General features: G+C 45.3%; 19 protein-coding genes. 3 read left to right on the plus strand and 16 right to left on the minus strand.

All coding sequences use genetic code 11. The features are described from left to right. The first annotated feature begins 4 nt into the window (after nucleotides 1-4). Nucleotides 5-853 carry a uroporphyrinogen-III C-methyltransferase gene (gene cobA / locus ICN11_RS01340; RefSeq protein ID WP_216228787.1) on the plus strand — a complete coding sequence of 283 codons (849 nt, stop codon included), beginning with the start codon at nucleotides 5-7 and terminating at the stop codon, nucleotides 851-853. Here the strand turns inward: cobA and ICN11_RS01345 are convergent. Then, complete coding sequence (locus ICN11_RS01345; RefSeq protein WP_216228788.1) at nucleotides 776-1,138, minus strand: sirohydrochlorin chelatase; 363 nt, start codon at nucleotides 1,136-1,138, stop codon at nucleotides 776-778. The two genes, cobA and ICN11_RS01345, sit on opposite strands and share 78 nt — an antisense overlap. A 144-nt stretch (nucleotides 1,139-1,282) precedes the next feature. Between ICN11_RS01345 and ICN11_RS01350 the strand changes: the two genes are divergently transcribed. Together ICN11_RS01350 and ICN11_RS01355 are read left to right on the plus strand one after the other, a co-directional pair. After that, the gene (locus tag ICN11_RS01350; RefSeq protein WP_216228789.1) at nucleotides 1,283-2,311 is read left to right on the plus strand and encodes a calcium:proton antiporter; all 1,029 of its coding nucleotides are present in this window, start codon (nucleotides 1,283-1,285) and stop codon (nucleotides 2,309-2,311) included. A gap of 125 nt (nucleotides 2,312-2,436) precedes the next feature. After that, nucleotides 2,437-3,519 carry a glycosyltransferase gene (locus ICN11_RS01355; RefSeq protein ID WP_216228790.1) on the plus strand — a complete coding sequence of 361 codons (1,083 nt, stop codon included), beginning with the start codon at nucleotides 2,437-2,439 and terminating at the stop codon, nucleotides 3,517-3,519. Nucleotides 3,520-4,044: 525 nt separating this feature from the next. Here the strand turns inward: ICN11_RS01355 and ICN11_RS01360 are convergent. The 15 genes from ICN11_RS01360 to ICN11_RS01430 form a co-directional block, all read right to left on the minus strand. Beyond that, entirely contained in the window at nucleotides 4,045-4,803 is a 759-nt protein-coding gene (locus tag ICN11_RS01360) for a glycosyltransferase family 2 protein (protein ID WP_216228791.1), read from the minus strand. A gap of 156 nt (nucleotides 4,804-4,959) precedes the next feature. Then, nucleotides 4,960-5,979, minus strand: coding sequence for an EpsG family protein (locus tag ICN11_RS01365; protein WP_216228792.1), 1,020 nt, complete (start codon nucleotides 5,977-5,979; stop codon nucleotides 4,960-4,962). A gap of 60 nt (nucleotides 5,980-6,039) precedes the next feature. Beyond that, a complete protein-coding gene (locus ICN11_RS01370) occupies nucleotides 6,040-7,014 on the minus strand; it encodes a hypothetical protein (RefSeq protein WP_216228793.1) in 975 nt (324 codons plus the stop codon). Next, entirely contained in the window at nucleotides 7,011-7,823 is an 813-nt protein-coding gene (locus ICN11_RS01375; RefSeq protein ID WP_216228794.1) for a class I SAM-dependent methyltransferase, read from the minus strand. The genes ICN11_RS01370 and ICN11_RS01375 overlap by 4 nt, the downstream gene beginning before the upstream one ends. Before the next feature lie 2 nt (nucleotides 7,824-7,825). Next, entirely contained in the window at nucleotides 7,826-8,950 is a 1,125-nt protein-coding gene (locus ICN11_RS01380; protein ID WP_216228795.1) for a glycosyltransferase, read from the minus strand. After that, on the minus strand, nucleotides 8,947-9,786 hold the full coding sequence (locus tag ICN11_RS01385; RefSeq protein WP_216228796.1) for a glycosyltransferase family 2 protein: 840 nt from the start codon (nucleotides 9,784-9,786) through the stop codon (nucleotides 8,947-8,949). Before ICN11_RS01385 ends, ICN11_RS01380 begins: the two co-directional genes overlap by 4 nt. Beyond that, nucleotides 9,783-10,829, minus strand: a complete 1,047-nt coding sequence (locus tag ICN11_RS01390; protein WP_216228797.1) for a class I SAM-dependent methyltransferase — start codon at nucleotides 10,827-10,829, stop codon at nucleotides 9,783-9,785. Before ICN11_RS01390 ends, ICN11_RS01385 begins: the two co-directional genes overlap by 4 nt. A gap of 81 nt (nucleotides 10,830-10,910) precedes the next feature. Continuing rightward, a complete protein-coding gene (locus ICN11_RS01395) occupies nucleotides 10,911-11,816 on the minus strand; it encodes a class I SAM-dependent methyltransferase (RefSeq protein WP_216228798.1) in 906 nt (301 codons plus the stop codon). 14 nt (nucleotides 11,817-11,830) lie between these two features. After that, nucleotides 11,831-12,520, minus strand: coding sequence for a bifunctional 2-polyprenyl-6-hydroxyphenol methylase/3-demethylubiquinol 3-O-methyltransferase UbiG (locus tag ICN11_RS01400; RefSeq protein WP_216228799.1), 690 nt, complete (start codon nucleotides 12,518-12,520; stop codon nucleotides 11,831-11,833). After that, the gene (locus tag ICN11_RS01405; protein WP_216228800.1) at nucleotides 12,520-13,818 is read right to left on the minus strand and encodes an ABC transporter ATP-binding protein; all 1,299 of its coding nucleotides are present in this window, start codon (nucleotides 13,816-13,818) and stop codon (nucleotides 12,520-12,522) included. The genes ICN11_RS01400 and ICN11_RS01405 overlap by 1 nt, the downstream gene beginning before the upstream one ends. Further along, nucleotides 13,815-14,270 carry an ABC transporter permease gene (locus ICN11_RS10765; RefSeq protein WP_216228801.1) on the minus strand — a complete coding sequence of 152 codons (456 nt, stop codon included), beginning with the start codon at nucleotides 14,268-14,270 and terminating at the stop codon, nucleotides 13,815-13,817. The genes ICN11_RS01405 and ICN11_RS10765 overlap by 4 nt, the downstream gene beginning before the upstream one ends. 72 nt (nucleotides 14,271-14,342) lie before the next feature. Beyond that, nucleotides 14,343-14,681 (minus strand): ABC transporter permease, encoded by a 339-nt coding sequence (locus ICN11_RS10770; RefSeq protein WP_216228802.1) that lies wholly within the window; start codon nucleotides 14,679-14,681, stop codon nucleotides 14,343-14,345. After that, nucleotides 14,678-15,781, minus strand: a complete 1,104-nt coding sequence (locus ICN11_RS01420; protein WP_216228803.1) for a DegT/DnrJ/EryC1/StrS aminotransferase family protein — start codon at nucleotides 15,779-15,781, stop codon at nucleotides 14,678-14,680. The genes ICN11_RS10770 and ICN11_RS01420 overlap by 4 nt, the downstream gene beginning before the upstream one ends. Before the next feature lie 2 nt (nucleotides 15,782-15,783). Continuing rightward, nucleotides 15,784-16,158 (minus strand): FdtA/QdtA family cupin domain-containing protein, encoded by a 375-nt coding sequence (locus tag ICN11_RS01425; protein ID WP_216228804.1) that lies wholly within the window; start codon nucleotides 16,156-16,158, stop codon nucleotides 15,784-15,786. 10 nt (nucleotides 16,159-16,168) lie between these two features. Continuing rightward, nucleotides 16,169-17,335 carry a nucleotide sugar dehydrogenase gene (locus ICN11_RS01430; protein ID WP_216228805.1) on the minus strand — a complete coding sequence of 389 codons (1,167 nt, stop codon included), beginning with the start codon at nucleotides 17,333-17,335 and terminating at the stop codon, nucleotides 16,169-16,171. Nucleotides 17,336-17,364 lie beyond the last annotated feature (29 nt).

The raw sequence follows: 17,364 nt of genomic DNA on the forward strand, positions 1-17,364 counted from the left end.
GACTATGAGCAATATAAGCAAACTCGGTAAAGTGTATTTAGTTGGCGCAGGTCCTGGCGCCGCTGATCTCATCACCGTGCGTGGCGCGAATCTGCTAGCAAAGGCAGATATTGTGTTTCATGATGCCTTGGTGGATCCAGCCATGCTGGAGCTCTGCCCGCAAGCTATTAAAGAACCCGTGGGCAAGCGTTGCGGAAAGCTTTCCTCTGCACAACACTTTATCAATAAAAGACTAATTGATGCTGCAAAAAAATATCAAATCATAGTCCGCCTAAAGGGTGGCGACCCTATGATGTTTGGTCGTGCCGATGAAGAAATCCAAGCGCTTAAGAATCACAATATCGAAGTAGAAGTGGTGCCAGGTATTACAGCGGCATTAGCAGGCGCAGCGACAATTCAACAATCGCTTACTCTGCGCGGAGTCTCTCGTAGCGTTGCTTTTGTTACTTTGGCCCAGGGCACTGAAAATCTTGCAAATCAAGAAGATCCACAGCTGCCAATTCAAAATCCGCAAGCCGATACCTTGGTGTACTACATGGGTCGCAAAGATGCTGCAAACATTGCAAAACAATTGATAAAAAGCTCACAGTACACCAGCAATACACCAGTGCATATTCTGGAAGCAGTTAGCACCAAGAATGAGCGCCATTGGTCCAGCACGCTAGAAGAACTAGCTAATGGAAAGGCAAATGACTGGTTTGACAGCGCTTCGCCTGCGCTAATTATGGTCGGCGAAGCCTTACGAGAAAAGCTAATAATCAAACAAATTGAAGACTTACAGAGCTCTAGCGCCAAAATCAACAATAGCCTGCAAGACAGCCTCATCTTCACCGACGGCAGGCGTAGCGCTTAAAACTACATCGGGGAATTTTTCCTGGCAAGCAGATAGCAGCACTGGAAAGTCATTGCGTAAATGACCGCCTTGCCCAAAAAAAACGGGCACCACAACGATATTACGGGCACCAGAACCCACCAAGGAGGTAACGGCCTCTGCGAGGCTCGGCTGCATTAACTCCAAGAAAGCTAATTCGACTCGCACCTGAGGGTGCCGAGCCCTCCAGATCAAGGCTAAACGCTCAAACGGCTCACGCCAACGGCTATCACGGGCACCATGACCAAACAGAATAAGGGCTTTCATATCAATCTTTATAGAGCTAATGGCAAAGTACTTTAAATAATCCCAATTAAATCGTCTTAAAATAACTATATTCAGGAAGCTATTTAATTAGCACTCCATATTAACGAGCAATTGCACTTCTCACCATAAAAGACCTAAATATTTATGCCCTCTTTGGACGCACTACTGAGCCAAACTTGGTTCATCGCCTTAATGGCTACCGCTTTAATTGGAGCAGTCTTATCCGCAGTTCATCATGCGGAGGTCATTGCCCACAAGACTGGTGAGCCCTACGGGACATTGGTGCTAGCTATTAGCGTCACTATTATTGAGGTATCCCTGATTATTGCCATGATGTTTGCTGGTCATGAGGGCTCGCAATTTATTGCTCGCGATGCCGTCTTTGCTACCGTCATGATTGTGGTGAATGGCGTCATTGGTATCTGTATCTTTATGGGGGGCTTTAACCATCATGAAATGTCTTTCCGCAATGAGGGAACAAACTCTGCACTAGCAGTCCTCACCGCATTAGCAACATTCATTCTGGTAATGCCGATCGTTACTATGAGTACACCTGGACCAGACTTCACCAAGAGCCAACTTTCTTTTGCGGGCATTGCTTCTTTTGCTTTGTATGGCGCTTTTATCTTTTTCCAAACAGTCAGTCACCGCGACTACTACCTTCCTCATGCAGAAGACAAGAAGACAGATAGCGCAGTCCATGCAGATGAACCGAGCAACCTCAAAACTGCTGTAAGTGTTTTTCTACTACTACTATCTCTTGCGGTTGTAGTCGGTTTAGCTGAAGCTCTAAACCCAGCAATCGAGGCTGGAGTTAATGCGGCTGGTGCTCCCAAAACGGTTGTGGGCATTGCTATTGCGATGCTCGTTCTCCTCCCTGAAGGCTACGCAGCAGTCAGAGCGGCAAGAGCCAATCGTTTACAAAGTAGCTTGAACCTAGCCTTGGGCTCAGCCTTAGCCAGTATTGGCTTAACCATCCCTACTGTAGCTGCATTTGCTATATTTTTTGGCTTACCAATCAGTCTTGGTATTAGCAGCTTAAATATGACGCTGATGTACCTATCATTCTTTATTGGTGCACTCACATTGGCTATTGGGAGAACCACCCTATTGCAGGGCGTGGTACACCTGATTATCTTCTTTGAGTACTTGTTCTTGAGTTTGGTACCCTAAGCGCCCGGACATATGAGTACGAAAGTTCCCGCAAATCCTAGGAGCCTGCAATCTTTAAGAAAAAGCAAGGAATTAAATAAAAATTAATTTAATGCATTAATATAAATAGATTTTATAATCATCTTATGAGTAATTTACTGATCGCCTTCTTTGTTTCCTGCATCATTACGATACTCATTATTCGCACACAAAAACTTCACTGGCGCTTTACCGGCGACTCTCTGCTAGATGGGCCCCAGAAATTTCATACTCATTCCGTACCTAGAATCGGCGGGATTGGAGTAGCCTTAGGAATCATCATTGCTATATTTGCCAACGCGAGAGGCTCCCCCAATCAAAGTCTTGAGTACACCCTACTTTTATGTGCAGTTCCCGTTTTTGCAATTGGACTAGCAGAAGACCTCAGCAAAAGAATTAGCGTTAAGACAAGATTGCTCTTTACTGCAATCGGCGCTCTACTGGCTACGATCATGATCGGAGCCCAAATCCCGCGACTGGATATTCCGGGCATTGACTACCTTCTCACTCTCCCCGCCCTATCTATCCTGTTAACCATATTCGCTATTACCGGCGTTTCCAATGCTTACAACATTATTGATGGATTTAATGGCCTGTCCAGCATGGTTGCAATCATCACCTTAATCGCATTGGGGTATGTCAGCATCGTCTTGGGAGATGGCTTGCTCGCCAATTTAAGCTTCACTATGGCGAGCGCAGTCTTGGGCTTCTTTATTTGGAATTACCCCAGGGGGCTAATCTTTCTTGGGGATGGCGGTGCCTACCTCATTGGATTTTGGGTGGCAACACTAAGCGTGCTGGTAGTTGCGAGACACTCTGAAGTGTCTCCTTGGTTTGCCTTAATGATCAATGGATATCCAATTCTAGAGACGCTCTTCACCATCTACCGCAGAAAAATTCATCAAGGGAAAAGTCCGGGACAACCCGATGGCATTCACTTCCACTCCCTAATCTTCAGAAGAATTCTGAACTCGAAAGTTATCAAAGATGAGAACGAATGGTTTAGTGCTAACGCTAAAACCTCACCATACCTTTGGATCCTGACGACACTATCTGTTATTCCAGCAATGATTTTCTGGCGCGATACCGCCATACTCATCGTATTTCTACTGCTCTTTACCTTAACGTACGTTTGGCTCTATAGCAGAATTGTTTCCTTCAAAACCCCGGGGTGGATACACATCGAATAGCAAGAATAGTTAGCGAGATACTGTTGTATTGTGGCCTAAACGGCGTGCTAGATGTAAGCCGCAAAATTGGGGCAGGCTAGATTAGATAAATCGGCAATTTAGGGTATCAGCGGCCACTCTATGCGAGTAGGCGCTGCTCAGGATTTATTTAAATCTGGAGCAAGTATGCCAATTATTATGTAGCGCGGAAGATGGCCAAAAACGGATACAGTGATGAGATATCTAGAGCATAGCAGATACGCTGGCCCAGATTCAACAATCTACAGTTACACACTAAACCCCGCCGTGAGTTTACCCATAAAGTGCAAGTAGTCCGAATTTGAATTGACATGCCGAAAAATAAACTCAGAAGGAAATAATTTAGACACTAGAAGCGAAAGAATGTCTACTTGTAGATATAAATCCAGAAGAAAAAGTTTCGCTATCTTGAGGCTACCCACAACTAACTAATGTAGAGGAAAACAGGGGGCTCTTCTCGCGCATAATCACCAACTCGAAGATGACAGACAAAATCCCCCTCCATCCTCACATAACCTTACGCCTCCAAAACTGACTAACCTTTCTGATATTTTTTATTAATAACGTCCAGACCCCGCCAATATTATTACGCCGCAGGACATCAATATCTTCCAGAGATTTGCGCACAATTGATTTTAATGATTGGTTGCTGATTCCCCCGACGCGCATTCGCACCATAACCTCAGGAATATAAATAGAACGAATTTTTTCAACCGCCAGAAATCGTAAGACCAAATCGTAGTCGGCAGCTATATGGTACCGCGCATCAAATCCACCTAGACGTTCAAAAATGGATCTACGAACATAAAATGTAGGATGTGGTGGCATCCATCCACACTGGAAGGATTTTTCATCATATACCCCCCCTTGCCAGTAACGAAGTACGTGATTGATATTTTTGCGCGCTACATACACGAGATCGCCGTACACAGCATCAACCGCAGGGTCCGAAAATGCGGCCGCCACTTTGCACAGCACTTCGGTATTTTGCAGAACATCATCAGCATGCAAGAAACCGACCACATCACCTGTTGCACTCTTGATGCCTTTATTGAGGGCATCGTATATTCCATCATCACTTTCGCTAATGAATACATCAAAATATTGTCTATATCTTTCTAATATATCCAATGAGCCGTCAGTAGATGCACCATCGATCACTATCAACTCTACAGCGGGATGACTTTGAGAAAGTATAGAAGCAAGAGCCTGCTCCAAAGTGTCCCGGCTATTGTAGACAGCTGTTATTACCGAAATTTTAATCAAGAGATTCTCTTTTAAGTTACCGAAGCCAGCGTACCTGGCGCAATATTGCTCTGGCCTTGAATAGCGCAGTTACATGATATCGCCCCAATGCTCGCTTGGAATCATAAAGGGACTCAAGAGTTACTAAGAAATGGCATGGATCAACGCGGAACAATATCAAAATCCTAACAATGACAGAGACAAAGACAACACGTGCCCAGCAAGAAATACTAATAGGTAAAAAATACTAGACTCAGGTGAAATCAAGGTTAAGTATTTATAAATCCTTAAAGATAGCCCTGCGGCAATAATACAAGGAGCCTCCCTTTTAAAAAGATAAATAACCATTAATGCGCTCGGCCAAGACATCGACTCAAGGTACTTGTAGTAACGTAAGTGAAATAATTCATTAAAACCAGTCCCTAAATAAAATAAATAAATAAATATTAACGCTAATACCAACCTTACCCGACTGCGAAGAAAAAACCAAATGGACAATCCCCAGTATATAAAAAGCTTTAACTCCTGAGTCAGCGTAACAGCACCATCATTCTTATCGGAATATTCCATCATTTTATATTTTAATGATTCAAAATATACTTCAAAGATATAACTGTCCATAAAAAATAAAAATACCAAACCGAAAATTGGTATTGCATATTGCCACCTTAACTCAAATTTTCTTGAGAAGATGTATGCGATTAACGCAATAGGAGAGGCGGCAAAATGTATTAGCGTTGCTATAAGAAAATTAATTGACGGATTTTTTTCGCCCGCTATCTTTGCAAACCCCAACATAAGAAAAGCACTTGCAACATATTGTCGGGTTAGAAAAAATACAATTTGCGGATCAATATAATTTATTGCTATAAATGCAAAATACAAAACCGCAACGAATCTAAATTTATTATCTGGAAACGCCAAACCATATAGTAATGAAAACGCTCTAAGAGTTACCGAAAAGTACAGAAACACCCAAAAATACTGGGTCAAAATACTAGAACCTAAGGCGTAGCTAGCAACTAGAGATAGGCCGCAAAATAAAGGCTCGAATGATTGGCAGCTTTGAATCCCAATAACGCCTTCATCAATCAGCTTTTGATAAAAAAGAAGGTATACCTCAGTATCCGCGCCATCCAAACCCCTTAGGCCCGCCCAAAATGATAGAGCAAACACCAAAAGAAGGGTGGCACTCAAATACAAAGAAGTGTCAGTCCGTATTTTCATTGATTGATACTAAATATTTCAACAATTGCATTACATACGAACAAATCTACGAATCACATTCTTTACAACGCCAGGAATATATTGTTGAATTAATCTACGCAAGGTAACCCTATGCGCTTGCTTCAATCCACCTCTAAAGTCAGGTCTTATAACTCTGACTTTAGAGAGAAGATTTTTTAATTCTTCCTCATAAATTTCATAAATTTCAAAAGGTTCCGGGCATTCGGAAGTATAAAAACTAGATAGGCGATCAAACTTTCCGTTTTCAAGTAATTGGAATTGATGGAAGTGATAAAAGATCAGCGGGGCACTTTCAACCATAAGGCTGCCACTCAAAGCTTTTCCAAAACGGTATTGGGCATAATTCCATGGCGCGATACCGGCACCCGGGTGCATTATGATATGACAACCTGAGTAAAGACTTGGCCATTCATCCAGGTACTTCTGGTCTCCCATCCGCCCATCTTCTAGGCGGTAGTAACACCATTCAATACACTGCTCACGCCAGCGCGAGAGGCAAGCCAGCCCTTGATCATCGCGTTTGAAACCGACCCACTCGACACAAAATCGACCGTTAACCCCTCTGTCTTTAAGGCGCTCGGTGAAACGGTGTTCGATGATGGCGATGGATGCATCTCCGATCTCGTCAAATATGGGTTGCACATCAGAGTAAAACAGAAGATCGGCATCAACATAGGTTAAGAGATCGATTTCTGGGTAGTTTTGCATTACGTACCAAGTAAAGCATGATGAGAGCGTCCAGCAGTATTCGGCCACGCCGCGGTCGGCCTTAGCCTTGAGTAATTCGTTGTCCTCAACTTCTATCAATGAAATGCAATTGACGAAAGGCATGTTTAGCTGTTCGAGAAGAATTTTAGTCTGATCGTCCATACACAGCACATGAATCCTCATCTCGGGACAAAATTTCGCTAAGCTGCGTATCATCGCTAAGCCCTTGAGGAGGTAGCCACTGTCGAACAGCGTGCAGAAATAGCGTTTGGTCATTGGCTTTTCTTTCTGCATACATAGGTGCGGGTGGCATGGCCGAGACTGCTAAAAGCGTCCAATCTCTCCTCGCTTAGTGTATGGGTGGCAATCAGTTCAAGGCCGTGCTTATCTAGCAGATTGAGAAACTCCGGTTCATTGAAATGAATCTCCACCGTTTCAACACCATAGGCATTTTTGCGATACCACTGATCGGGCTGCCCCCAAACCACTGGTGTGCGGTGGAATATTGCGTAGCGGCGGGCTACGCGCGCAGTTTCTTCAATGGCTTTTTTATACTCTGGAATATGCAACAGGCAGCAGCCCGACACCACGATATCAAAGCTACTATCGGCGTAATGTAGTGCAGCGGCGTCTTCTACCGCGAAATCTATGGACAGGTACCTTTCCCTTGCCAACCGGATAAATGCGTCGGAATAATCGCAGCCAGAATATTTGATCGGCAGTCCGGAAATTTCAACGACTTCAGAATAGAAACCGCTAGAACAGCCGACTTCTAGCAAAGTTGTGAGCGAATCTAAATTAGGCAAGGCGCGAATAGACTCTAAGAATATATCGAAGACATCGATTCGGGCTCCAGATCGATACTGGAGCAATTGCCGATCTACCAGTTCACGCTGCCTTTGAGGTAAAGCATCATCTTGCCAGGAATTGCGCAGGCGCCGGCCTTCCGCATTGACCTCTTCAACCTGAAGGCTGACATAATTAGAGGAAACGCCGACTTCTGGAAAAAGGTGGCCGCGTACTCGGCGTAGCACGCGCTTCAGGCTGGGAAAACGGTTTAATACAGAAATAATGACAACTTTCATTTTTACCTCATGTGGCGCTTGAGTATGGGCATTAATTCCTGCATCCGCTGCCTATAAGTATGCTCACGCAAGGTTCGTGCTTGGCCGGCTTGGGCGATGCTCGCCATCTCATCCGGATGATCGAGATAGTAACGGACCATCTCAGCGGCCTCTTCTTTACTTGAATAGGCAACGACTTCGCGGTCAATGTCAAAAAGTTTATGAAGGTTGTCCTTGCGGTCGGTCAGCAACATGGCCCCAACCCCGGTAGCCTCATACAGCCGCATATTGTTAGCGTTATTCTCCGCTACATTTATATGGCGATTCAACGTAATTCGACTGCGTGCGAGTGCGCGGTACATATTCAATCCCCAAACTTCGCCACCGTGTCGTTGGCGCATGGGGGAGGACGAAGGGAGGCTATCGACACCATAACCGAACGCACGTATCGTGGTACGCTCTGTCAAATATTCCAGCAAAGGAATTGCCCCGCCGTGGTGGCGGCTGATGCCACCGACAAAACTAAAGTCAATGTCCTTGTCCACATTACCTAGCAATGACAATACGCGCTCGTCAAAGCCAATGCGAAAATATTCAGATGCAACACCAAGCGCGCGTAAGCGATCAACGAAGTGCGGAAAAGACGTCAGAATCAGATCGTAGCCTTTAAGGAAGGATTCGGGCGGCAGAGGGCAGGCTATCTGGCCAACGACTAGGCGTACATGCTGCTTTAGCTCACATAGAACCTCGCTCGGGAAAAAAGATAAGTCTTGGCAGTAAAGAATATCTGGCTTTGCAGCCTTGATCTGGGCGATGGCTACATCCATTAGGCCGGGGAGGTCGGCTAGAAATTTCCCGAATAGGGGCACACGAAACAGGCGATGGGGAATCTTCAACGCCAACTGCGAGAAGGGGAGATTATTCGCGTTTGCCCAAGCTTGTTGCAGCGTGATGCAATTTACTACTAGATCTTGGGCTTCGCAACCCAATGAATTCAGATGGCGGCTGTAGAAATCCGAAGTACCGAAGCAGGCATTCAAAAGAGCTTGTAGTTGAGTCGAGTAGTCGGTCGCCGCCAATCCATTTTGTTGCGCGTAAAAGCGAGTCAAAAAGGCTGGGTAGTAGGTATCAACGATAACAATTTTCATGAAAGAGACCGGCGAAGTTTAAGACTCACATAAATAAGTCTTGGCAGCAGCGTCAAACATTCCACTAAAGAACTGGCTCGCCACCAGAAAGCCAAAACGGCAGGTAAATAATAGGGAGAGCGAACTGCGAAAAATTTATCTCGCAATCCAGAAGGCTGATATGAATTGCCGTATTCGTTTTCCGAAAGAACCGCTGTGGCTTCAGATACCAACAGCTTGTAGCCGGCATTGCGCACACGAAATGCAAGTTCGTAATCGGCCAAGTAGTGGGGAAGCCAAGTAGTCTTCATAGTGCCCGCACTACGGAAGGCTGCTATGGGATAGAGCGTACCGCGCCCACTCAAGGCATCGACAGGGTGAGGGCCCTTCGCTGTATCGCGGGGTCGCGTTTGATCCAGCTTGTCGCGTACTTTTAGTCTCCAAGTATCCAAAATCGCACCAATTGACAACAGTTGATCGGGAACTGACTCGTCGCAAATTACGCTGCCGACAGCGGCCGGAGCATAGGCACGGGCTGTATCGACCAGTCGCTGGACAAAATTTGCATCAAACTGAGTATCATTATTAACAAGCAGAACCCAGTCTGAAAGTTGACAATCCACAAGCACACGCTGCAAACCAAGCTCGATCGCCCCACCCCACCAGAGCGAGCCATCTCCCTTGAGGACGGTAATATCCAGTTGAGCATCTAGGAAGTCTGCAGAACCGTCAGTTGATCCGTCATCAATCACGATTAGCCTGAGAGGCTCATCTACCACCTGAATTCTCAAACAGTTAAGCACTCGCCTAGTGAATTCCAGGCGGTTAAATACGGGAACCAGTACGTGGACTGTCATTGTGTTTCTTTGATCTGGAGCTCGACCAAGATGCTGTCACCCTGTCCAACCATATCCAAAACGCGATTCAAGATGGCTAAACCAACAAATGTCGCCCGCTTCAACAGCCCTCTCAATATTCGTTGCGAGCTCAAAATAAGTGACTTGCCCAGATCGCTGGAAACGACTGGCGCAGCTGATTTCACCTCCCACATGGTACTCGGCATCCCGGGTTCAGGCGATTGGCGCACTGCCCGCAACTGAAGAATGGACCAGATGTTCGGGGTAATCGTTTTTTGGCGAATAACCCTGAAGCCATGACGTTGTGCGAAAACCTTAAAACCATTCGCGTCAAAGTGATGAAGGTGATAGGGAATATGCCAATTTATCCACTTTGCACCGGAAAGTCTTTGCCAAAAAGAACGTCTATTGGGAAAAACTAGTACGAGTCGCCCAGTTGGTTTTAGCCGCTCCTTCAGAGCGACCAAGGCAATACTGGGATCTGGAATGTGCTCAATTACCTGGTTGAGCACAATCAAATCGAAGCTGACACCTGGAAAAGGCTGATCATGTAGGCTGCCGATATGCACTCGAAGCCCGAGTTCGTCTGCAATACGACGGATATTGGGATCGGCCTCAATGCCATAGGCCTCCGCTCCTAACTCTTGAGCTTCCAAAAGCGATAAGCCGCTCCCACAGCCGACATCAAGCATGACTTGACCGCGAGACACCATGTATTGACCTTGGTTATTAGTTCCACCCCACCAACGGTACAGCCGAGCCCATGGTTCTGCGGCTTCCTTGGCTACTGCAACCAAGTCTGCGGACACAACATTCTTACGGGGGTAATAAGTGCTGTATAGCCCACCAAGCTCATCCTCCTGCAAAGCTGGAGAAGTCATAATATGGCCGCAGGCATTGCATCGAACTAGGGAGAACATGTCGGGACAACCATAGCGATCGTCAAAAACTGGGCGAACAGTTGTCGTCTCAATATTGGTACATACAGGACAGCATGTGAGACCTTTTCCGAAAGCGCGATTCACTTTTGTATTTTTTTTCATTTGCAAAGCTTTGTTTCCTGGGCGCTAAAGATCGACTTACCCAGCAATAATGATATTGCACGATAAGCTTAAAGCGGGTTATCAAATCAATTCGACAAGGGGGGCCATCTCAAAATAAATGCGCTTTCCCCGCACTGGATATTTAATCCTTCCCGTGGCGTCAACGAACTCACCATTTAAATATCGCATAGCGCCACCACCGTCGGGAGAAATTAAACAAGATTCCAGCAAGGCAATTTCTTCCTGACTTAGCGCAGATGGAGTGCTAGGCAGTCGCTCAGTTGCAATCGGTTGCCACTCGGAAACAGCTTGTCTTTCCTTGCAAAATTGAATTTCATGAACACAAACATTGGGAGAATTTTCCCAGAATTGAATAGCATTAAAAATGTCCTGCCTTTCCCAGAAGAAAGGTTGCCATGGGTGATATTCATCCTGGCACCAGATCGACATAAAAGACGAATTCGCATGGGCTTGATGTTGACGTTGTGTGTAGGGAAAAAAATGGAACTGGCCGTTGTCATTAACTACCTGCCAGATATGCTGATGACCTGTACCAACCAGCACGTCCTTTCCATAGGCTGGAGTTTCTAGATACCCCTTTTTTGAAATACGGCCTATTTCTGATGCGGCACTGGCCGGGTCTGGCACATGCTCAAGTACGTGCGAGCATATGGACAAATCAAAGAACTTATCTCTTATTGGCATTCGATTCGCAGAGCAGACTATCAACGGCCGATCCTCCACCACCGGCCGTGCCCGATGGATGCTTTCATCAGGAAAGAAATCTGTGAGCACTGAGGCTATTGGAGATGGGGCCGCCCCACAGCCAATATCTATCACACGATCAGTCCCCCCAAAATTTGGCATAACGTACAGAGATTGATACTCCCATGCTGAACGAGAAACGTATGTATTTTTTCGCTTTTCAGCTCGCCGCATCTCAAGACCGAATAACTTAAAGATACTATTTGTAAATTTCTTCAGCATATCTATCTCTAGATTCAGCAATGCAGCATGCAAAAATTAGTATTTTCGAAATAATCAAAGGTAGCATTTATTTGAAAGCCTTCAATAAAGAGCTTAAAGCTTTCTGGGCTCCAAAAATGGATATGCCCTTCCCAAGTATCGTTTCTGCCATCAGGAACGGTGATTGCGATCATCCCACCAGTTTTTGTTACTTGAATCATTTCCCGGACAATTTCGGCGGGATAGTCACAATGCTCAAGTACCTCCGTACAGAGAACTAGATCAAACTCTTTACGCCACTTCTGATCAGATAAATAGCCCGGATAGAATTCCAGATTTGCACCATGAGATCGAACCTGATCTCCGGCCGCAGTTGCCGAGTCAAGCCCGACAAGGCGACCTCCAAAGCCGGATTTACGCAATTCAGCTAGTAGGTGGCCAGTTCCGCATCCTATGTCAACGCAAGCAGCGCCAACCTTATCTCCAGTAAATAGATCGGCTACTTTACTAGCAACCAATCGATAAAAGTCGAGTCGACTCTTTACTAGATAATGTTGTAAAAGTTGTGGGTCTGCATACATTTGCTCAAAGACTCTTTCGGTGTTGGCCGCCATGAGCTTTTGGAATTGCACTGAATCGTCATGATATTTTTTAGAATCACGGTCTAACGCTTTAACTAAGCGACTCAATTGCCAATGACTATACTTTAAGATACGTTTTAACATTATTCTTTCGCAATGGCCCAAGAAAAATCCGCAAGAAATGTTGAGTACCCCTCAGGGGGCAATTTACCAGTTCTATAAAAATCAGCGTCTTCAATTTGAAATCTATATCCCCCTTGAAGCCAATCTGTTACTGTCCCGTTGGCGGAAAGAAACAGATTCATTGAATAGTAACCTCCGCGCAATGTCAACCTTGGGATTGTACAAGTCAACACAGTAGCGGTATCGAGACTAGGAAGCGGCAGTCCACCTGTTTCAGTAGATAAATGGAGCACCCCTTCACCCTGTAGAGTAGTTATACCTGCAGCAAGAATCAAATTGCTGCATTTCTCAGCAACGGGATTTACGGCGATATGTAGCTGCACCTCTTGACCCGACTTTAAGATTGGTAGTCGGTTACCCTCTGTATCTGAAAACCAGACATCGGAAATCCTCGCTCTGCCATCTCCCGATCTGGGGGCGCCCTCTAAATTGATGCCCTCAGATTCTCCGAAAAACGCGTGATAGTGTTCAATACCTTCCTTAACGTTTCCGTGAAAATCGACTCGCCCATCTTTGAGCACTAAGGCCTTAGTGCAGAGGTTTTCAATAGCGGCCATATTGTGACTGACGAAAAGTATTGTGCGCCCGCTTGATCCGATGTCTTCCATCTTACCCAGACATTTTTTTTGGAAAGCGATATCTCCAACGGCAAGAACTTCATCAACGAGAAGAATTTCAGACTCTAAATGAGCCGCTACCGAAAATGCTAATCGAACGTACATTCCAGAAGAATAACGTTTGACTGGGGTGTCAATGAATTGACTGATCTCCGCAAATTCGACAATTTCGTCGAATTTGCGTGATATCTCGCGGGAGGACATTCCGAGAATTGCACCGTTCAAATAAATATTCTCACGTCCGGTAAGCTCAGGATGAAAGCCCGTACCAACTTCGAGCAGGCTAGCGACCCGCCCGGATAGCCCGATCCAACCACCTGTGGGTGCCGTAATTCGCGAAAGCACTTTAAGCAGGGTAGATTTTCCAGCCCCATTGCCACCAATAACACCGATAATCTCGCCACGGGAAACATCGAAACTTATTCCCTCAAGGGCCCGAAACAAATCCCCTTCAACGCGCGATTGACTGTGACTCCAAGCGCCACCTACCGTTGCATTGGGATCTGGATTGCCACGGATTTTTGCCCACCAGCTTTGTAAATCACGATAAAGGGTGCCGTGATTGATGACGCCGAGCCTATAGTGCTTACTTATATTGTGGGCGTGAATGACTATGTCCTTTGCCATGGCTGCTTCCGTCATACCGTATCCATTGCGTTCGATTCTGCGCGCGTAAATAACACCAGACCAAGAATCAACAAGCCCAAGGTAATAGAAATATTGGCAAGCCAGATTGTAATGCCAACGCCTTCCGTGCCGAACATAAGGGCTCTAAGGCTTTCAATGGGTGCAGTCATGGGATTAAGATGGAAAAAGACACGGTACTTCTCCGGTATTTGGCTGAACGGGTAAACAACCGGAGAGGCAAACATCCACAACTGGATAACAAAACCGGTGGCGAAAGCAAGATCCCTAAACCGAACTGTTAAGGCTGATACGACCAACCCCACACCTATACCAAGGCAGGCAACATAAAACACTAGTAAAAGAACAATTGGCAACGCTTGCCAATACAAATTTAGTTCCGCCCCAGCTAATAGGAAGCCGATACTCACAACCAGTAGCAGCGCAAACTGGATAGCAAAGGCGACCATGCCGCTGATAGCAACCGAAATCGGTACTACAAGTCTAGGGAAATATACCTTACCAAAAAGCTGGGCATTTTTTTAAAACACTTCCGCATTATTGGTCAGGCATGCAGAAAAATATGTCCACACCACAATGCCGGAAATATAAAAAATAAACGGAGGCAGTCCATCCGTAGAAATATTAGCAATTTTCCCGAATATGACGAAGTAGGTGATTGCAGTTAATATGGGCTGTATCAGATACCAAAGAGGGCCAAGAATAGTCTGCTTGTAGAACGCAATAAAATCGCGCTTGAAAAACATCCATATCAAATCACGATAACGCCATACGTTTCCTAGATTTAAGTCGACTACTTTACTCCGTGGTGCGATGACAACATCCCACTCTTTTTCCCTTAATGAACTCTCTAAACTCATACTTGAAGAAACCTTAATGTTGCTTTGTTGAGAACCCCACAGATAGCATGAATATCGATTTCAGTATGGCCAACTGAAATCGGCAAACTTAGCTCTGTAGCATGTAGCTCGTCAGCAATCGGCCAATCGCCACTTAAAGTCCCTTGCATCGCTTTTTGTTTGTGGGGAGGAATTGGGTAATGCACTTCAGTCTTAACTCCATTCTCCAATAGCCAGGCACGCAATTCGTCCCGTCGGGCATGGCGCACACCGAAGATATGAAAGACATCGTATTCGTCATCCCTGCGGCGCGGCAGATTTAACCAGCTTGGGAGGTCTCGGAAGTAAATTTCTGCCATGGCGCGTTTATGCTGCGTCATCTCATCCAGATGGCGCAGCTTGACGCGCAATAATGCAGCCTGTATTTCGTCTAAACGTGAATTAACACCCACATAATTATTAACATACTTCTGTTTAGAGCCATAATTGCGCAAGTATAGTAAACGATCAGCAAGTGCATCATCGTTTGTTACAACTGCACCAGCATCCCCAATGGCGCCTAAATTTTTAGTAGGGTAAAAACTAAAGCACCCCGCATCACCAAAAGTACCCGTCATTTGACCTCTTAGTTTGGCTCCATGTGACTGAGCGCAATCCTCAATTAATCTCAGGTTATGTAAACTCGCAAATTCTCCAATCGCGTCCATACGGCAGCTTTTGCCGAAAAGATGGGTAACACAAATCGCACGCGTTTTCGACGTCATTGCTCCCATAAGATTTGCTGGGTCTATATTGTAAGTTTCAATATCCGGCTCAACCAAAACCGGCTTATGTCCTGCTCGCACAATAGCCAAAATAGTAGCAATATAAGTGTTTGAAGCGACTAAAATCTCACTACCTTTAGGTAAATCCAACGCCTCAATCGTGAGAATCAAGGCGTCTAAGCCGTTGGCGACGCCAATGCAGTGCTTGGCACCAACATACTGTGCAAACTCACTTTCAAATGCCCCAACCTCCTGTCCTAGCACATACCAGCCACCACGAATAACACGAGATGCCGCAGACTCCAGATCAGCCATATAGGCTGCATTTGAATTTACTAGGCTTTCGTACTCAATCATGCTCACCCTCCATAAGGTAAATCAATATATTCACTTCGATCATAGGTGTGAGAGGATAGAACCATCAATATCGAATCTGGGCCAAATGTCATGGTGTGCCAATCTTTAGGCTCTACCAACAAGCATTTATTAGGTTGCGATAATTCAATTACTTCTTCACTAACCCCATCATTCATATATATCGAAATGCGCCCCCTCATGGCAATCAGTGCTTGTCGCGTGTACGTATGGCGATGACCCCCACGTATTTGCCCATCTGCCTCATGAATCCAATACATCCTAACCACATCAAAAGGTAGTGCATTTTCTAAAACAGTCAGCGAACCTCGCAGATCTGTAAATGTTGGTAACTGTAACGTTATGAAATGTGATGTCATATATAACCCCTTAATCGCCACCAAATAAGTCGCGTGTATAGACTTTAACTCTCACATCCTTTAACTCATCGACTAAACGATTAGAAACAATTAATTCGGCACGCTTTTTAAATTCATTTAAATCATCAAGCACTTCAGAATTAAAGAATTCTTTTTGACCTAGGATGGGTTCATACACGATCACCTCAACACCTTTTGCCTTGAGGCGTTTCATAATCCCCTGGATACTCGATGCTCGCCAGTTATCCGATCCCGCCTTCATAATGAGTCGATAAATGCCAACCACTTTTGGCTTGCGAGCCAAAATATCTTGTGCAATAAAATCTTTACGAGTCGAATTCGAATTAACAATCGCCTGCATTAAGTTTTGTGGCACATCTTGATAATTCGCCAATAACTGCTTGGTATCTTTTGGCAGGCAATAGCCGCCGTATCCAAATGAAGGGTTGTTGTAGTGAGGACCCACTCGTGGATCTAAACCGACCCCCTCAATTATTTGACGGGTATCCAGGCCATGAATAGCTGCATAGGTATCGAGCTCATTAAAGTAAGCCACCCGCATCGCTAAATACGTATTAGCAAAAAGTTTTATTGCTTCAGCTTCTGTTGGATTCGTAAAGAGGGTTGGGATATCTTTCTTAATCGCGCCTTCTTTAAGGAGATCCGCAAAGACTTTCGCTCGATCAGACTGCTCACCCACCACAATGCGTGAGGGGTGCAAGTTATCGTAAAGCGCTCTGCCCTCCCGCAAAAACTCAGGAGAAAAAATAATGTTTTGACATTTGAGTTTCTTGCGCAGTTGCTCCACAAATCCCACGGGAATGGTCGACTTAATCACTATCAGCGCATTGGGATTGATTGCGATTACATCACGCGCTACCACTTCAACCGAACCCGTATTAAAGTAGTTCGTCGCCTCATCGTAATCAGTGGGCGTTGCGATAATGACAAAATCAGCCCCGACATAAGCCTCTTCTGTACTGAGAGTCGCCTTTAAGTTGAGGGTTTTGGTTTGAAGGTACTCTTCGATCTCCGCGTCCGTGATGGGAGACACTCGGCGGTTAATAGAATCAACCCGCTGCGAAACAATATCTATAGAAACGACTTCATGGTGCTGGGAAAGTAAAATTGCATTAGAGAGTCCTACATACCCAGTTCCGACAATTGCAATCTTCATGAAGACTTTCTGTTAATAAATGCTGATAG

The organism is Polynucleobacter sp. 78F-HAINBA (genome assembly GCF_018882325.1).
In the GTDB taxonomy this organism is placed as follows: domain Bacteria; phylum Pseudomonadota; class Gammaproteobacteria; order Burkholderiales; family Burkholderiaceae; genus Polynucleobacter.